Source organism: Myxococcus sp. AS-1-15 (genome assembly GCF_020037055.1).
In the GTDB taxonomy this organism is placed as follows: domain Bacteria; phylum Myxococcota; class Myxococcia; order Myxococcales; family Myxococcaceae; genus Myxococcus; species Myxococcus fulvus.
This window is the reverse complement of sequence record NZ_JAIQDF010000002.1, coordinates 70572-86491: the sequence shown is the minus strand read 5'-3', so window position 1 is coordinate 86491 and position 15920 is coordinate 70572. Positions and strand designations below refer to the sequence as shown.

At 69.6% G+C, this 15920-nt stretch carries 15 protein-coding genes; 7 read left to right on the top strand and 8 right to left on the bottom strand.

What is annotated here, in order from left to right; translation table 11 throughout:
• Positions 1-13: 13 nt before the first annotated feature.
• Together K8625_RS05925 and K8625_RS05920 are read right to left on the bottom strand one after the other, a co-directional pair.
• Positions 14-1009 (bottom strand): 3-oxoacyl-ACP synthase III family protein, encoded by a 996-nt coding sequence (locus K8625_RS05925; RefSeq protein WP_141333287.1) that lies wholly within the window; start codon positions 1007-1009, stop codon positions 14-16.
• 9 nt (positions 1010-1018) lie between these two features.
• Positions 1019-1774 (bottom strand): TetR/AcrR family transcriptional regulator, encoded by a 756-nt coding sequence (locus tag K8625_RS05920; RefSeq protein ID WP_223782112.1) that lies wholly within the window; start codon positions 1772-1774, stop codon positions 1019-1021.
• 241 nt (positions 1775-2015) lie between these two features.
• Between K8625_RS05920 and K8625_RS05915 the strand changes: the two genes are divergently transcribed.
• Positions 2016-2954 (top strand): TraB/GumN family protein, encoded by a 939-nt coding sequence (locus tag K8625_RS05915; protein WP_223782111.1) that lies wholly within the window; start codon positions 2016-2018, stop codon positions 2952-2954.
• Between the two features lie 9 nt (positions 2955-2963).
• Here K8625_RS05915 and K8625_RS05910 read toward each other — a convergent pair whose 3' ends face one another.
• Positions 2964-3530 (bottom strand): imm11 family protein, encoded by a 567-nt coding sequence (locus K8625_RS05910; RefSeq protein WP_223782110.1) that lies wholly within the window; start codon positions 3528-3530, stop codon positions 2964-2966.
• Positions 3531-3547: 17 nt separating this feature from the next.
• Entirely contained in the window at positions 3548-4873 is a 1326-nt protein-coding gene (locus tag K8625_RS05905; RefSeq protein ID WP_223751966.1) for an AHH domain-containing protein, read from the bottom strand.
• A gap of 601 nt (positions 4874-5474) precedes the next feature.
• Between K8625_RS05905 and K8625_RS05900 the strand changes: the two genes are divergently transcribed.
• The 5 genes from K8625_RS05900 to K8625_RS05880 all read left to right on the top strand — a co-directional run bounded on the left by K8625_RS05900 (position 5475) and on the right by K8625_RS05880 (position 9373).
• Positions 5475-5870: a hypothetical protein gene (locus K8625_RS05900; RefSeq protein WP_223782109.1), complete on the top strand. Its 396-nt coding sequence runs from the start codon at positions 5475-5477 to the stop codon at positions 5868-5870.
• 62 nt (positions 5871-5932) lie between these two features.
• The gene (locus K8625_RS05895; RefSeq protein WP_223782108.1) at positions 5933-6433 is read left to right on the top strand and encodes a hypothetical protein; all 501 of its coding nucleotides are present in this window, start codon (positions 5933-5935) and stop codon (positions 6431-6433) included.
• 278 nt (positions 6434-6711) lie between these two features.
• Positions 6712-7188 (top strand): Lrp/AsnC family transcriptional regulator, encoded by a 477-nt coding sequence (locus K8625_RS05890; protein WP_082164907.1) that lies wholly within the window; start codon positions 6712-6714, stop codon positions 7186-7188.
• A 3-nt stretch (positions 7189-7191) separates the two neighbouring features.
• The gene (locus K8625_RS05885) at positions 7192-8409 is read left to right on the top strand and encodes a PLP-dependent aminotransferase family protein (RefSeq protein ID WP_223782107.1); all 1218 of its coding nucleotides are present in this window, start codon (positions 7192-7194) and stop codon (positions 8407-8409) included.
• Between the two features lie 217 nt (positions 8410-8626).
• Positions 8627-9373 carry an SDR family oxidoreductase gene (locus K8625_RS05880; RefSeq protein WP_223751970.1) on the top strand — a complete coding sequence of 249 codons (747 nt, stop codon included), beginning with the start codon at positions 8627-8629 and terminating at the stop codon, positions 9371-9373.
• 57 nt (positions 9374-9430) lie between these two features.
• Here the strand turns inward: K8625_RS05880 and K8625_RS05875 are convergent, their stop codons facing one another.
• The 4 genes from K8625_RS05875 to K8625_RS05860 all read right to left on the bottom strand — a co-directional run bounded on the left by K8625_RS05875 (position 9431) and on the right by K8625_RS05860 (position 14621).
• Positions 9431-11788 (bottom strand): transglycosylase SLT domain-containing protein, encoded by a 2358-nt coding sequence (locus K8625_RS05875; protein ID WP_223751971.1) that lies wholly within the window; start codon positions 11786-11788, stop codon positions 9431-9433.
• Positions 11789-11989: 201 nt separating this feature from the next.
• Entirely contained in the window at positions 11990-12433 is a 444-nt protein-coding gene (locus K8625_RS05870) for an SRPBCC domain-containing protein (protein WP_223782106.1), read from the bottom strand.
• Between the two features lie 283 nt (positions 12434-12716).
• A complete protein-coding gene (locus K8625_RS05865; protein ID WP_046710407.1) occupies positions 12717-13130 on the bottom strand; it encodes a hypothetical protein in 414 nt (137 codons plus the stop codon).
• A gap of 63 nt (positions 13131-13193) precedes the next feature.
• Positions 13194-14621 carry a S8 family serine peptidase gene (locus K8625_RS05860; RefSeq protein WP_141330969.1) on the bottom strand — a complete coding sequence of 476 codons (1428 nt, stop codon included), beginning with the start codon at positions 14619-14621 and terminating at the stop codon, positions 13194-13196.
• A gap of 473 nt (positions 14622-15094) precedes the next feature.
• Here K8625_RS05860 and K8625_RS05855 point away from each other — a divergent pair, with 473 nt between their 5' ends.
• Entirely contained in the window at positions 15095-15910 is an 816-nt protein-coding gene (locus K8625_RS05855; protein WP_223782105.1) for a prolipoprotein diacylglyceryl transferase family protein, read from the top strand.
• The last annotated feature ends 10 nt before the right edge of the window (positions 15911-15920 follow it).

Sequence of the window (15920 nt, the reverse complement as noted above, 5' to 3'; positions counted from 1 at the left end):
CGCGCCTCCAAGCTCAGGCCGTCCAGCGGTAGAGGGCGGAGGCCATGGCGAGACCACCGCCGCTGGCACAGAAGGCCACCAGGTCGCCCTTCTTCACCTTCCCCTGCACCACCGCGTCATCCAGCGTCATGGGGATGCAGGCCGAGCCCGTGTAGCCCCACTTGTCCATCGTGTAGTGCGCCTTGGCCATGGGCTGGTTGAGCACCTTCATGGTGGCTTCGATGGTGCGCAGGTTGAGCTGGGTGAAGACGAAGAGCTTCACGTCGTCCAGCGTCTGGTCCTGCCGCTTGAGCAGCTGGTCCAGCAGCATGGGCCAGCGCTCGGTGTTGAAGGTGGAGGGGAACTTGCGCACGAACTGCACGGCGGGCTTGCCGCCGGTGAGCGGCAGGGTCTCCGCGGTGGCGGGGCGGTTCGTGCCGCCAGTGTAGATGCCGAGCGCGTCGTGGTACTCGCCGTTGGCGAGCAGCTTCGCGCCCATGAAGCCGGGCTTGTCGCCCGCGCCCAGCACCACCGCGCCCGCGCCGTCCGCGAACAGGGTGCAGGTCTTCTTGTCCTTCCAGTTCACGTAGCGCGTCATGCCGTACGCGCCGACGACGAGGATGCGCCGGTAGCTGTCATCCGCCGCAATCGTCTTCGAGCCCACGTCCAGCGCCGTCACCCAGCCCGCGCACGCGCAGTTGAGGTCGTAGGTGCCGGCGTTGGGCGCGCCCAGCTTGGCCTGCACCACGGAGGACGTGGCGGGGCTCAGGTAGTCGGGCGTGTCGGTGGCGACGATGATGAGGTCCAGCTCCTCGGGCTTCGTCCCGGAGCGCTCCAGGGCCTGCCGGGCGGCGGCGACGCACAAATCACTGGTGGCCTGGGAGTCCGCCATGACGTGGCGCTGCTTGATGCCCACGTTCTGCTGGAGCCACTCGTCCACGGGCTCGCCGAGAATCTTCTCGACGTCCGCGTTGGTGAGGACCTTCTCGGGGACGTAACGGCCGGTGGAGAGGATCTGCGCGTATCGCATGTGCTTTCGTCAGCTCCGGGCGCTCCGCGCCGGACGGCGGGCGGGGCGCAAGGTGTTCTTCTTGGCGGTCTTGGTGGGGGCGGCCTTGGTGGCCGCGGCCCGGGTGGAGGGGGCCTTGGTGGTCTTGAGCGTGTTGCGGCCCGGGGGCGGCGCGGGGCGGGTGTCCAGGCCGTGGCGGATGAGGCCCATGGCGGTGTCGAGCACGCGCTCCAGGCCCGGGTCCTCCTCCCACAGCACCCAGCGCATGCCCAGGAAGTCACCGATGCCCATCAGGCAGTAGGCGAGCGCCTCCGGGTCCATGCGGCGCACCTCGCCCTCCTCCATGGCGCGCGACAGCCCGGTGACGTAGCCCTTGGCGAAGCGGTCGTAGTAGCGGCGGTAGCAGTCGGCGTCGACGAACTCGGCCTGGCGCACCACGCGGTAGAGGTTGGGGTGCTGGCGCACGAACTGGAAGAAGGTGCGCAGGCCCTCGCGCTCCACGTCGATGCGGTTGTCGCACTTGGAGGTGGAGTCCGCGATGAGCCGGCGCAGGCGCGTGCCCAGGTCGTCCACCACCTCGACGAAGATGGACTGCTTGTCCGGGAAGTAGACGTAGAACGTGCCGAGCGCCACGCCGCCCTTGCGCGTGATGTCCGCGATGGAGGCGCGCTCGTAGCCCTTCTCCCCGAAGACCGACTCGGCGGCCTTCAGCAGCTTCGCACGCGTCCGCTGACCTCGCGGTGTCACGGGTCCGGAGCGGTCTGGAGAAGTTGAAGGCCGATTCATGTTTCACCTAGCGGTAGCACCCGCTCAATGGGGTTGTCAAAGCGCGGAGAATGGCTCCGCGCGTCATGGACTGTGGGCGACGCAGGGCGTCACCGGAAGACCTCGTGTCTTCTGTGAGGAAGCGTACTCCGGAAGCCGTTCGAGGCAGCGCGGGCGTCCCCAGGCCCCGGGGACGTTGTTCCTCGACGCAGTGCGTGCCCGGGTGGTTCGATGGGTGGACCATCTGGGGGAAGCCCACACCATGAAGCGCGCGTCGTCCCTGCCGTTGTCCTTGCTGTTGGTCGTGCTGCTCGGCGCGGGCTGCGCGTCGACTCCCGCCGCGCGGAAGTACACCCCGGTGGACACGGGGAAGGCGTTCCTCTGGGAGGTGAAGGGGACAGGGGGAGGCACCGCGTACCTGGTGGGGTCCATCCACATGGGGAAGCCGGGGGCGCTCGCGTTGCCTGCGTCGATGGACGCGGCGTTCGGCAAGGCGGAGGTGCTCGCGGTGGAGGTGGACACGACGAGGACGGACGCGGCCGCGATGGGGAAGCTGGTGCGTGAGCTGGGGATGTTGCCGGAGGGGCAGCGCCTGACGCAGCGGCTGGACCCGGCGACGCGGGAGCTGTTGGGGAGAGCGGCGACGCGGCTGGGGGTGGAAGTGAAGGGGTTGGAGCGGCTGCGGCCGTGGCTTGCGGGGCTGGTGCTCAACAACCTGGAGTTCGAGGCGGCGGGCTACAAGCAGGGGCACGGCGTGGACCGGGCGTTCCTGGACAAGGCGCACGGGGTGAAGAAGCAGGTGGTGGAGCTGGAGACGGCGGACGGGCAGCTGCGGATGCTCGCGGGCACGCCGGAGTCGTTGCAGGACTTGATGTTGAGGGACCAGCTGCGGCGGGAGCAGGGGCCGGGGGAGATTGTTGAGGCGCTCACGTCGGCGTGGCAGGCGGGTGACGCGGAGGGGATGGCGGGGCTGCTGCTGGAGGGGGCGAAGGATGAGACCTACCGGCCGGTGTACGAGCGCGTGTTCTTCGAGCGCAACGTGCAGATGGCGGACCGGCTGGAGGGGCTCCTGGGTGAGCCGCGCGTGCACCTGGTGGTGGTGGGCGCGGGGCACGTGGTGGGCGCGGAGGGCATCGTGGCGCTCTTGCAGAAGAAGGGGCACACGGTGCGGCAGCTGCCTCGGGATGCGGCGGTGGAGTGAGGGGCGGGGCTACACGGGGGTGAACTTCGCGCCCGTGGGCTTCAGTCGCTCCAGGGCCTGCTTGAGGTCCTGGGAGACGATGAGGGCGGTGCGCCAACCCTTGGTGCGGAAGACCTTGGCGTCGCCCACCTTCGATGTGTCGATGCGCATGTCGTCCACCGCGAAGTACTTCCCTTCCTTCCCGGGCGGCGCGTGCTTGGGGTCCCAGAACTGCACCTTGGACGCCTGCTCGTCGATGCAGTGGATGACCTTCGTGGCCACCAGGATGACGTACTGGTCCGGCTGGCCCTTGATGCTCACGGGGAAGGTCTGCACGTCGTCGGGAGCCATCTCCATGAAGAGGGTCGCCAGCCTCACGTGGAGGATGGGGACAACCCCCACGCCCGCGAGGCAGAAGTCCAGCGGCTTTCCTGGCGCATCGATGGACACCCAGAGAGGCCCCTGGACCTGGATGGGTTGCCCCGCCATGAACATCCAGGGGTCGTCCACCTCCTGGCCCGGGGCGCTTTCGATGTCGCCCAGGTACCAGTATCCAGCTCGGACGTCCTCATCCAGCCTGAAATAGCGACTTGGCATGACGTCGTTTCTAGCGGCTATCCGCCCCGAGTGACGAGGATGTTGAGCTCCGTCCCCTTCGTCGCCACTTCGTCGCCCAGTGGCTTGAGCGAGCGCGTCAGCACTGCGCGACACTCATCCACCCGGCGGCAGTCACCGAGCGCCTCGCGCAAACGATCCAGGATGCGTTGGTGGTATGCCTCTGGATGAGGCCCCTTGTGCCCATCGACGCGCACGATGTTCTCGGGGTCCTTCAGCTTCATCCCAGCCCGCTTGAAGAGTCTCTCGAACCTCGGGGTCCAAGGCCCTCCGCGCGCGGCGGACTTGCTGTTCTTGTTCGTCGCGAGGTGGTGCTTCTCGGTGCGCCCGCTCGCCATGGCGACCGCATGAGGCGCCAGCGCCACCGTGAAGCCCTCGGCCGACATCGCCACCGAGCGCACGCTTCCCACCGCCATGTACCGATAGCCCGCCTGCGACTCCACCGCGACCGCCGCCTGCGCCGAGCCCGGCAGCCCTGACGCCTTCGCCGCCAACCCCGCCGTGCTCCCAATCGCCGCCGTCGCGAGCATCACGAAGACGCGCGCCGCGTTCTCCCCGAGCACCTCGCCGTAGGCCTCGCCCGCGGCCTCGAGTTCCTCGAACGTTCGCGCCTCATCCACCCGCCGCACCAGCACCACCCACCCATCCAGCACCCGCCACACCGTGTCCACGCCCAGGTACGCAATCGCTGTCGCCGTCAACAACGAAGCCAGACCCTTGGACACGGGCTCGGGCAGTGCCCACAACAGCAAGTACATGCTCACGGACGCCGTCACTGTCGCCAGCAACGCCTGGGGGTCCGTCGCATCCTCCAGCGCCTCCGCGGTCTCCTCCCACACCGCGTCCATCGCGATGGCCAGCGCCAACGAATACCGGCCGTCACTTCCCAGCAACGGTCCCTCTTCCAGCAGGCGCAGACAGTCTCCAGGCTGCGACTTGCGCTCGCACCAGCGCCCGTAGTCCCGTGTCAGCGCGTCATCGGCGTACGTCTCCAGCAACCGGAGTCCTCCGACCTCCGCGTCCCCGCGCGGGACGAGCCTGGGGCCCTGAGGCTGGTACTCGTACACACCACTTCGCTCCGGCACACCGAAGCGCTCGCGGGCCTCTCTCAACGGGTGCTCGAAGGGCTTCACGTCCCGGGCGAGCACCACCAGGGCCTCTTCGAACTCATCGTCGTCCAACTCCACCGGCCCCGCGTCCTCTTCCTCGAAGGGCACATGGACCTCTGGCACGCCCTGGCCTGAGTCCAGTCGGACGACCCGCGTGCTCGAACAGCCCATCAAGGTCAGCGCCAACACCCACACGATGAAGCGATGCGCGCTCATCCAGCCCCCGTGCACATGACTTCGCGAGATTCGGGACGCAATAGCAAAGCAGTCCGACGTTCCACGGCGGTGTCCATCCAAAAGCCGAGGCGATGCGAGCGGCGCTCGTGGAGCAGACGCCGACACGGCCCGAAGTCCGGCCAAGACACCTCCGACAGAGACCTCCGCGCAGGCGCTCGCCGCCCTCCAGGAGGGTCACCAAGGTCATCGACAACGCCATCGCCTCCCGACGCTGGACAGACGAGGACGCCAGCGCCCTGCGCCGCACGCTGAACCGCCTGACCGCATCACAGCAAGACGAGGTCGTCCGCAGACTCGTCACCACCCTCAACTCCAACACCCTCGAGCTGCGCACCCATGGCGCTCCGTCCTGAGCCTCGCGCGCCTCATCTTCTCGAAACGGAAGAGCCGTGAGGCCTCGGCGATACACCCGACACGGCTTCGCTCTCAATCCCTGGCAATCCCGCGGTGAGCCGCGGGCGACGCAATCCAGACCCGGGGTGTCTCACGAACCCCGCGTCTCGCGATGTTTGCCTTCACGGACCGTGAACGCCATCCTGCCACCCGGAGAGACATCCCGTTTCCTCCAGGAGAGACATCCATGACGAAGTACACCGCGAAGCTCGTGGGAATCGGCATCACGGCCCTCATCGGGACGGCGGCCTGGGCAGGCGCCAAGAGCACCAACACCGTCCTCGTCAACCTGTCCGCGATGAACGCCTCGGGCTCGATGGGCGACGCGCGAAACAGCGCGGACACCCGGCAGTTCATCGGCTGCTCCATCACCACGTACGTGGGGAGCGCGCCCACCCTCGGCTGCTTCGCGATGGATTCGGCCGGCAACTACGGCGGCTGTTCGTCGACCAACGCGGACCTGGTGGCGACCGCGCGCTCCATCACGACCGACTCCTACCTCGTCTTCAACTGGGACGCGTGGGCCTCCTGTACGTCCCTCCACGTGACGAACGCGTCGCATGGCGCGCCCAAGCAGCCGTAAGCCCGAAGGCCCGTGGGGATGCGCGCCCCCTTCGCGTGCATCCTCATGGGCCGCCCTCCGCGATGACACCTCTGTCGAAGCCCCTCCTCCTGCTGGGCGCTTGCGCCACCGCGTTCCTCGCCGGACGCCAGACCGCCCCGGATACGAACGAGCAGGTCCTCCACGAGCTCGCGAACCAACGCGCGGTGCTCGACACGCTCCTGGCGCGAGCCTCCTCACCCTCTCCGGACGTGAATGAGCGGGTCCTCCGTGAACTCGCGAGCCAGCGCGCGGTGCTCGACACGCTGCTGGCTGGGACCGCCCCTTCACCCGACTCGCGCCAGGCCCTCACCCCCGAGGCCAGCGTCCCGGCCTCCGCCGAGAACCTCGCTGCCGCGCAGGAAGGCGAACGGCTCGTCGACGCCGCGCTCCGCGTCCGGCGCTGGACGAGCGACGATGCCCAGGCCTTCCGCGCCGCGCTCGCCGACATGACGCCGGACCAGCGCACCGAGGCCCTGCGTCGGCTCCTCACCGCCATCAACAGCCAGGCACTGCAGGTGCAGACCGGCGGCGCACCATTCTGAGACGGCGCAGGCCCTCCGCTTCGCCCGCGCGGGTCACGCCCGCGCCCACCGTGGCGACCGCGCTTCCCCTCCCCCACCCCCAGCGCCTGTCCGCTCCCCGGCACCACGCGTGCAATCGAGCCCGTGGGGCCCCGACTGCCCGTGAGCGAACGGACAGCCGGGCGACCTCCCACGTCGTTCACCCTTGCACTTCCACCCCACTTGCTTATTTTGCACGCCAAATTTAATTTAGCTGTCGAAACCTCGAAGCACTTATAAAAATAAGGTCAGACCCGCCGATGCCCATGGATGAGCTCGACTTCCGCCTGGTGGACCTGCTGCAGCGCGATGGCCGCGCGACGCAGTTGGAGCTGTCGCGCGCGGTGGGGCTGTCGCAGCCCGCGGTGGCCGAGCGCATCCGCAAGCTGGAGGAGCGGGGCGTCATCACCGGCTACGCGGCGCGCGTGGACGCGACGAAGCTGGGCAAGGACATCACCGCCTTCATCGGGGTGAGCATCGAACATCCGAAGTACTTCGAGGGCTTCGCCAAGAAGGTCCTCGCGCTGCCCGACGTGCTGGAGTGCCACCGCGTCGCCGGGCAGGACTCGTATCTGTTGAAGGTCAAGTCGGCCAACACGCGGACGCTCGATTCGCTCCTCGTGGAGACGCTGCGCACCATCGCCGGCGTCACCCGCACGCAGACCGTCATCGTCCTGTCGTCCATCAAGGAGGACACGCACGTCCGCGTGCCTCCCGAGCTCGCCAAAGGAGAGTGAAAGATGAGCGCCGATGCCATGAGCGCACCCCTTCCCCCGCCGCCGGTCTGGCGACTCGCCCAACGCATGTCGCGCATCAAGACGTCCGCGGTGCGCGAAATCCTCAAGGTGGCCGAGCGCCCGGACATCCTGTCCTTCGCCGGCGGCCTGCCCGCCCCGGAGCTGTTCCCCGTCCAGGCCATCGCCCAGGCGCACGCCCAGGTCATGGCCGACGAGGGCCCCGCCGCCCTCCAGTACAGCACCACCGAGGGCTTCGGCCCCCTGCGTGAGTGGATTGCAGGCCACCTGGGCAGGAAGGGCCGCGTCTGCGAGGCCAACCAGGTCCTCATCACCAACGGCTCGCAGCAGGGCATCGACCTGGTCGCCAAGGTGCTGCTGGACCCGGGCGATTTGGTCATCGTGGAGAACCCCAGCTACCTGGCCGCGCTGCAGACCTTCGGCGGCTACGAGGCGAAGTTCGCCACCGTGGAGAGCGACGACCAGGGCATGCGCATGGATGACCTGGAGCGGGTGCTGGCCACGTGCAAGCCCAAGCTGCTCTACATCGTCGCCAACTTCCAGAACCCCAAGGGCACCACCCTGGCGCTGGAGCGCCGCAAGAGGCTGGTGGAGCTGGCGCAGCAGCACCGCTTCCTCATCCTCGAGGACGACCCGTACGGCGAGCTGCGCTTCCGCGGCGAGCACCTGCCGTCCCTGGCCGCGTTCGATGACCAGGGCGTCGTCGTCTCGCTGGGCACGTTCTCCAAGACGCTGGCCCCCGGCCTGCGCATCGGCTGGGTGGCGGGTCCGCGCGACTTCGTGCGCAGCCTCACCATCGCCAAGCAGTCCACGGACCTGCACACCGCCACCCTCGCCCAGCGCGCGGTGGCCCGGCTGCTCAAGGACTTCGACTACTACGCGCACCTGGACGCGCTCACGCCCGTGTACGGCCAGCGCGCCAACGCCATGCTGGACGCGCTCAAGGCCTACATGCCCCAGGGCACCAGCTGGACGCATCCGGAGGGCGGCATGTTCCTGTGGGCCCGGCTGCCGCCCGGCGTGAGCGGGGACACGCTCCTGCCGCGCGCCATCGACCAGAAGGTGGCCTTTGTGCCGGGCAGCCCGTTCTTCGCCAGCGACCCGCGCTCGGAGTTCATCCGCCTCAACTACTCCAACCGCCCGCCCGAGCTCATCACCGAGGGCATGAAGCGGCTGGGTGGCGTCATCTCCGGCGCGCTCTAAGCCGCGCCCCTGACACCTCGAGGTCGTGCCGCGCCGCGTCGGACACCCGACGTGGCGCTTTCGTTTCCGCCCAAGTTGAATGTCGATTCAGGTTTCAACTCCATCGGTGCTGGCCAGGGCGGGCCGGGTTGCGTAGCCTTGGCGGCGGGTTTCCCGGCGGCACGGGCCCACAGGTGGGTTTCGACAGGCCGCCCCAACACACCGGAGAGAGACAGACATGCAGCTCAAGGACCTGAAGGTGATTGTGACGGGCGGCGCCCAGGGCATGGGCGCGCACTTCGCGCAGCGGCTGATGGAGGCGGGCGCGCAGGTGGCGGTGGGCGACGTGGCCGAGGACAAGCTGGCGGCGCTGCCCGCGGGCATCCACCGGCGCAAGCTGGATGTGTCGTCGGAGGCGGACATCACGTCGTTCGTGGCCTGGGCGCACGGGGCGATGGGCGGGCTCAACGGCCTCATCAACAACGCGGGCATCCTCCGCGACGCGCTGCTGGTGAAGAAGGACCGGACGACGGGCGAGGTGAAGAAGCTGTCCACCGCGGACTGGAACGCCGTCGTCGGCGTCAACCTCACGGGCGCCACGCTGATGGTGCGCGAGGTGGTGGCGAAGATGGTGGAGACGGACCAGAAGCCCGGCGTCGTGGTGAACATGTCGTCCATCGCCCGGCACGGCAACCGTGGTCAGTCCAACTATGTGTCCGCGAAGGCGGCGCTGGCGGCGAACACCGTGACGTGGTCGCGCGAGTTCGGCCCGTTCGGCGTGCGCGTGGGCGCGGTGGCGCCGGGCATGATTGAGACACCGATGACGCAGGGCATGAACCAGAAGGCCCGCGACGCGCTGGTCTCCGCCATCCCCGTGGGCCGCATCGGCCTGCCCGAGGACATCTGGCTGGCCGTGAAGTTCATCCTCGAGTGTGACTACTTCAACGGCCGCACCATCGACGTCGACGGCGGCCTGAGCTTCTAAGGCCGTCGCAGTGCGGGCGCGTCTCCGTCACCCCGAGGAGACGCGCCGCACACGCCGCTATCGCCGGCTGGCGGCCTCGACCTTCGTCGGGTGCAACATCACCGGCTGCCCCGTGTAGAGCAGCTTGTAGGCGCCGTAGCTGCCGAGCACGTGCTTCACGTACTCGCGTGTCTCGTCGAACGCGATGTGCTCCACCCACTCGTCGAGCTCCGCCTGCGGCAGCGCCTGACGCCAGCGGTCCACCGCGTGCGGCCCCGCGTTGTACGCCGCCACCGCGTACGCGACGTTGCCACCGAAGCGGTGCAACAGCTGCCCCAGGTACGCCGAGCCCAGTCGCACGTTCTGCGCCGGCTGCAGCAGGTTCGACTCACCCACGTCCCCCAGCTTCAGCGCCTGCGCCACCTGCTTCGCCGTCGCCGGCATCAGCTGCGCCAGCCCCAGCGCCCCCGTGGACGAGCGCGCCGTGGGACGGAAGCGGCTCTCCTCGCGGATGAGCCCCTGCATCAAATCCGGGTCCACCTTGGACGCCTTCGAGTACCGCTGGATGACGTTGCGGAACGCCAACGGCCACGTCGCCTCCCACACCGGACGTGACTCGGGGCTGAGCGGGCCCTGCACCTCGCGCCGCAGCGACTCGCGCGCCACCTGCCGCGCGGCCCGCTTGCGCCCCGTGCGCACCATCGTCTGGTAGAGCAGCCGCGCCGGCGCCTCCGACAGCCCTCGCGAGTTCACCGCGAGCAGCTCGTCCGCCGCGCCCGGATGCCCCAGCCGCAACAGCTCCACGCCCGCCGCGAAGCGCACGTCGTGACGCAGCGGCCCCGGCGGCAGCGGCCACACCTCGTCCGCGGGCTCCTCCGCGGCCCCGCTCGCCCCAGGCACCGGCGACAGCCGCCCCAGCCGCTCCGGCGCCAGCATCGCCAGTCGCGAGCGCGCCAGCATCCCGTACCAGGTCGCGGGCCGCTCGGTGGCCAGCTGCTCGTAGTCATCGAGCGCGGTCGCGCTCGTCAGGGGCACGGGCTCGCGCACCCGCGCGCGCCAGTACCGCGCCCGCCACAGCGCCTCGTCCGTGCGCGACGCCGCGGGCAGCCGCTCCACCGCCTCGAGCGCCGACAGCGCCTCCGCCTTCGCCTCGCGCCGCGTGTGCAGCCAGAAGGCCCGGAAGAGCGCCTCCGACGCGAAGTTGCCCGCCGGGTAGCGCTCCGCCGTCTCCTGGTAGCGCGCGAGCGCCTCATCCAGCTGCCCCGTGCGCTGCAGCAGCCACGCCTCGAAGAAGAGCGCGTCATCCGCGTACCCATGCTCGGGATAGTCGCGCGCGAGCGTGGCGTACGTGGTGATGGCCGACCTCGGGTCCACCACCGACTGCGAATAGCCCAGCACGTAGAGCGCCTGCGGCCGGTACTCCGCCGACGTGCACTTCTCCACCACCGGCGTCAGCATCTGGATGGCACGGCGGTGCTGGCGCTCCTTGCGCAGCGCGCGCCCGAAGGCCAGGTGCGCCCGACACGACAGCTCATCCGGCGGGTCCACCTGGGACATCACCCCCGCGAGCAGCTCCGTCGCGGGCCCGTGCCGGTGCAGCTCCACCAGCGCCTCCCCGCGGCGCACCTTCCACTTGAGCGGCAAGGGCAGCCCCTTGAGCCGCTCCTTCGCGCGCTGCGCCTCGCGAGACAGGGGGCTCGTGGCCCACACCTCCAGCAGCGCGCGGTGCTCGACGTTGTACAGCCCCTGCGCCCGCGCCAGGTCACAGATGGCCAGCAGCGCCTTCATCCGCAGCGCATCCGGCCCCCGCGCCTGCCGGCTGTCGATGAGCTCCTGCAGCGCCTGCAGCGCCCCCGGGATGTCCCGCTGCCGCTGCAGCACTCGCGACAGGCTGAAGCGCGCCTCCGCGTACAGCGGCGAGCCCGAGCTCACCGCGCGGTACTGCGAGGCGGCCAGCTCCAACCTGCGCAGCTTCTCGTTCGCCTGCGCCGCCCACAGCAGGCAGTGGTCCTTCAACGGCACATAGTCCACCGCCAGCGCCGACAGCTCTTCCGCGGCAGTTGAGTAGTCGCGGCCGAGCAGCGCGCTCTGCGCCCGCAGGAAGCGCACCGGCAACGTGGGCTCCTGGTCCGCGAGCAGCGCGCGCGCCTTCGCGAAGCGCCCCCGTCGCACCTCCGAATGCGCCCGCGCGAGAACCCCTTCCGCGAAGTAGGGCGCGAGCTGCTCCGGGCCGAACGACGCCACGGACAGCTCCGCGCCCGAGGGCTGCTCGGCGGGAGTGTCGAGGAGCTGTTCGAGCTGCTCCTCCGACAGCACCTCACCCGGCTCTCCCTCCTCGGGAGCCTGCGCCCACGCGGAGCCCGCGCCGCCCACCAGACCCGCGCACGCCACGCACACCGCCATGGCACTCGCGCGCAGCCGACGTCGTCCATCCATGCATGCCCTCGTCGCGTTTCGGGCCGCTGAGGATTTGCACGCCGGGCGGAGTTGGGACCGGGCTGCGCGCACGCCACACGCGCACCCGTCGTCCAGGCGATACACGCGCGCGACGTGTCCGCGCGTCACTGCCAGAAAGCCAACGGAAGCCCCTCGCGCGCACGTGGGTGCGCCTGCGCCAGGGTGCCTCCGGAGACGACGTCACGCGGGGCGCAAGACCGCCCTCACCCGCTCCGCGAGCGCGCGGTTCATCACCTCATAGGCGGCCCGGAACGCGTCCCGCCGGGGCTTGCCCATGAACCACGTCACCACGCCGCTGAAGTCCTCGCCGTGCACCAGCCGCGTCCCGGAGCCCTCGGGGCGCAGCTCGAACCCGTGCCGGCCGAACATCAGTCCCGGCACGCCGCCCGTCCACTCCAACCTCATGGGTGGCTCCACCCGCGTCAGCGTGGCGCGAAAGCCGAACACCCGCCCCGAGCCATCCGGCGAGCGCGCCTTCATCGCCACCCGCGCGCCCACCTCCACCCTCCCGTGCGCCTCCAACATCAACGGGTTCCACAGGGGATAGGCCTTGAAGTCACACAGCACGGCCCACACGGCGTCAGGTGACGCGTCGATGAAGGCCTCGGTCCTCAACTGGAACATCCACCGCCCTCGCGCCCTTCGCTTCTGGCCACTGCAAAGTCACACCCACGCCGTCACCGGTGTGAAGCCAACGCTCACATGCCTCCCGGGACGATTGCGGGATGACAGGCGAATCGCGAGTTTCTAAGTTAATCAGGAACAAGCGGAGATACCGTGAGTTCCCCGGATTGGAAGCCGGGACTCGCTCTCCGCGCCGCCAGGTGGAACGAGCCACCACGGGCCGCCCTCCGGGACATCGGATGGGGAGCCCAGACCAGGGGTGCACGGCGAGGGGCACCCACCGCTAGTAGAGGTCGACGGGCATCATCGCGCCCGCCTCGAACTCCGGAGCGCGCCGCAGCTGGTCCAGCACGCGAGGCGCGCAGCGCAGGTGGAGCATGGGCATGGAGCCCGGCTCGCTCACCGAACGCACGGAGCCCAGGAGGTGGTGCGCCTCGAGCCAGCGCATGAAGCTCTCGTGGAAGCGAGCGCTCTCCGCCAGCCCGGCCCGTTGGACCTCCGCCCGTGACAGGGGCGGGGGCCGTGCGGGCGCGCGCGCGCGGGGAGGCGCGGGCGTCTCCCGGGGCATCACGGTGATGTCGATCCACTCGGGCTGCGTGCGCGCGCTGGCCATGCCTGGCAAGGCTCGCACACCCGAGGAGACGCGGGGAACCCCCGCCGCGAAGCCGTCTCCGGGTTCGCCATTCTTTCTGCTCATGGCCTCATCCTCCCCCGGGCCCGGCGCTCGACTGGCGCCGACCCCGGTTTCGACCCACCACCGTCACCTGAAGACAGCCAGGCCCTTGCCCGTTCGGTGACCACCAGAGCGAGGAAGCTTGACCGCATTGGCCAAAATCAAATCCCGCACCTCGAGCGCCGTCAAGTCAGGGGCGCGGCACCGATAGAGCGCCGCGATACCGGCTACATAAGGCGCCGCCATGCTGGTGCCACTCATTCGTTCGTAGAACGCCTGGTTGTTACAACGCCGCTCGGTGCTCGAGTACACATTGACTCCGTAACCCATGACGTCGGGTACGACGCGGCGCTCCACGACACCGCTGGCGGAGAAATGAGCCACGTTGCGCTCGAAGTCGACTGCACCGACGGCCAGGGACTCGTCAAAGGCGGCTGGATAACCAACCGTGTCGGGTCCACTGTTACCTGCCGCGACAACAGGCAGCACGTTGCTGTCGAGCAGCCGACGGATCATGGTCTGCAGCGCGCGCTGGTTGAGGCGGTAGTCGGCCTCCGAGATGCCCGGCGGCGGCTTGAGCGGGAAGCCCAGGGACAGGTTCACCACCGCGGGGCGGGTGACGTTCTGCGGGCTGCTGAACTGGTGCAGCAGCCACTCCATGCCGGCGGCCACGCGGCCCAGGCTGGTGCGGATGGTCTCCGATTCGATGACGGACGCGACGTAGAGGTCCACCTCCGGGGCGACGCCGTGGTGCGTGCCCGCGGCGATGCCGCACACGTGGGTGCCGTGGCCGTCCGGGTCGAAGCCGCGGATGTCCCGCGCCGGATTGTGCGGCGAGTTGGGGAACAGCGACACGTAGCGGAACTGGATGACCCTGGCGGCGTGCTCGGGGTGGTCGGCGTCCACGCCGGTGTCGAGCACGCCGAGCAGCACGCCCGCGCCGCGGATGCCCTGGGCGTGGGCCAGGGGGACACCGCTCTCCTCGGGCCACTCGCGCTCGGCCAGGGAGCTCATGCCCCGGTTGCGCGGGCCGGACTGTCCGGCGGACACCGGTCCGGGGAACGACAGGGGCACCACGTCGGGGATGAACTCGAAGTCGGCGGCGAGCTCGCCGCGCGCCTCGGCCTCCGTGGCGTCCGAGTAGAAGTGGGCCATGGTGGCGCCGATGAGCGGCATGAAGCGGAAGCTGCCCGCCTCGCTCCCCGTCTGCTCCGAGACAGGAGCGCCGGGCAAGGGCGGGGTGGTCGCGTCCGCGCCACGGGTGGTGGGGCGCTTCACCTTCGAGCCCTTCGCGACGCGCTTGCGCGCCTCCTGCCCGCTGACGGGAGGACGGGGACCGGGCAGCGTCGCCGAGCGCAGGCCCAGGAGCGACAGCGTGTCCGGCGCGCGGTTGGCGACGGTGAAGCGAAGCGCCGTGGTGCGCGGCAACACGCGCTCACCCTGCTGCGTGCCGCGAGGCCCGACGCGGGCCTGTGTTTCGATGGACTCCTTGGGGACCAACAGGTAGGACTTCATGGGTTGTCGACTCCTTGAACCACCGTGCAACGCGGATGGCGACGGACAAGGGCCACCCGTATCCAGACCGCGTCCGCCATGCCCGGAGCCTCGCGAGCCCGGCGGATGTGAAGGCGCGCTGGCTGGGCGCGCGTCTGCCGGGACCTCCCGCCCGGCGTGATGAGACCTCCCGGAATCCCTGAAGCCATTGTGAGATTGGACAGGGCCGGCCTGACAATTAAAGCAGGGTTTACAAGCTGTAGACGCCTGAGCCCCCCTGTTTCGGTCCTGGCGGGACTTTCTGGAGCGTCGGGAAGTATGAAGGAGACCCTCTGACTGCTCGGAGCGGCACAGGAGGGGTGTCCGCCAGCCGACCCGGGCCGTCCGGGCGGCAGGGGCGGCAGAGGGGGAAGTTCGCCTCCCCACAATTGTTCGCCTACGTCGCCCCCGACGGATTAAGTGGGGCGGACGGTCCGTCCTCTGGAGCCATCGACGTGATTCCTTACTGGCATGCCCCCTCGCTGAAGCTGGGGCCCCTCACCATCGAGCCCTTCGGCATCTTCGTGGCCGCGGGCATCCTGCTGGCCGCCAACCTGCTTGGCCGCCAGGCGAAGCGGCAGGGGTTGGACCCCACGCCGCTCGCCGACTACGCCCCCTGGGGCGTGGGCGTGGGCGTGCTGGTGGGACACTGGGTGCACCTGTTCTTCTACCACCCGGAGGAGCTGTCCAAGAGTCCGTTCCAGATTCTGAAGGTCTGGGATGGGCTGTCGTCCTTCGGCGGCCTCGTCGGCGGCATCATCGCGGCCATCTTCTTCTTCCGGCACCGCAAGCTGCGCTTCAACGACTACGCGGATGCGTTCGCGCTGGGCGTGGCGCCGGGCTGGGCGGTGGCGCGGCTGGGGTGCTTCGCGGTGCATGACCACCCGGGCGTGCGCACCGACTTCTTCCTGGCGGTGGCGTTCCCCAACGGGCCCCGCCACGACCTGGGCATGTACGACGCCATCGCGCTCTTCGCCATCTCCGGCCTGCTGTACGCGCTGCGGGACGTGGAGAAGATGAAGGGGCGGCTGTTGCCGCTGCTGGCGATTCTGTACGCGGCGTGCCGCTTCGGCTTCGACTTCCTGCGCGCCACGGACATGAGCTACGTGGACGCGCGCTACTTCGGGATGACGCCGGCGCAGTACGGCTGCTTCGCGCTGGTGGCCTACGGCCTGTGGGGCCTCTTGCGCCGCCGCGAGCCGAGCGCCCAGGCCACCGCGCCGGGCGAGGGCTCCCACGCGAGCCACCCCACGCACCGACGCGCGGGCTGAGCCACCCCAC